Raw genomic sequence first — 1041 nt, 5'->3', positions numbered from 1 at the left:
CTCTATCTTGCTGAAAAGCAAGGAGACCGGACATGGCCCACACAGAACTGGATTTACACGAAAGACGCGCGATCGAAGATATGCTGAATGCGAAGATGCCGATAAGCAGGATCGCAGCGGAAATCGGCAGGCATCGCGCGACCATTTACCGCGAGATCAAACGGAATTCTTTCGCCGACGCAGAACTGCCGTATCTGAACGGTTACTACGGCATGACTGCACAGCGCGAGGCATCAAAGCGCCGCGTGCGGCGGCGTAAATTGATCCGCCTTGAAGCATTGCGCGCCCATGTCGTCGCTCGACTGAAGGTCGGCTGGACGCCGGAGCAAATCGCAGGCCGGCTCGGTTTCGATGGGCAGCCCCTGCGCGTCAGCCACGAGACGATTTATGCCTATATCTATAGCCCCGAAGGCCAATCAGAAGAGCTCGCCCGACACCTTCCCGGCCGGCACAAGAAACGCAGGCCGCGCTATGCAAGGCGGCCCAGAGGCCAGATATTTCCACCGGATCGGTCCATTCACCAACGTCCGGAATATGTGAAAACCCGAGAGACCTTCGGCGAATGGGAGGGCGATCTGATGATCTTCGAGAGGTCTCATGGCAAGATGAACGTCGCCTCCCTGGTTGAGCGGAAAACCCGCTTTGCCGTGCTATTCCGCAACAATGACCGCAGCTCCACGCACCTGATGAACAAGCTGATGAATGTGATGGAACCCCTGCCCCAGCCAGCCCGGAGATCGATCACTTTTGACCGCGGCTTCGAGTTCCGAGAATGGCGCAAACTGATGTCAGGGATTGGCACAGAGAGCTGGTTCTGCGATCCGCAGGCACCGTGGCAGAAAGGCTCTGTCGAAAACATGAACAAGCGTGCGCGTCGGTATCTCCCCCGCGACACTGAACTTGCTGCGCTCTCCAGTCGCCAAATGAAGGCGATTGCCGACCGCTTGAACGGAACCCCCAGGAAGTGTCTAGGCTGGCGCACGCCCACCGAAGCCTTCAGAGAAGAAATGATGAAGCTAAGATAGGAGAAGTTGTCGCAAC

1 protein-coding gene is annotated in these 1041 nt (G+C 57.3%); it reads left to right on the top strand.

The window, feature by feature from the left end; all coding sequences use genetic code 11:
* Positions 1-32: 32 nt before the first annotated feature.
* Positions 33-1025 carry an IS30 family transposase gene (locus tag BM225_RS21530; RefSeq protein ID WP_092465548.1) on the top strand — a complete coding sequence of 331 codons (993 nt, stop codon included), beginning with the start codon at positions 33-35 and terminating at the stop codon, positions 1023-1025.
* Positions 1026-1041: the final 16 nt, after the last annotated feature.

This window comes from Donghicola eburneus (assembly GCF_900115865.1).
GTDB classification, from domain to species: Bacteria; Pseudomonadota; Alphaproteobacteria; order Rhodobacterales; family Rhodobacteraceae; genus Donghicola; species Donghicola eburneus.
The sequence above is the reverse complement of the archived record's forward strand: the minus strand, read 5'-3'. Positions and strand labels throughout refer to the sequence as shown.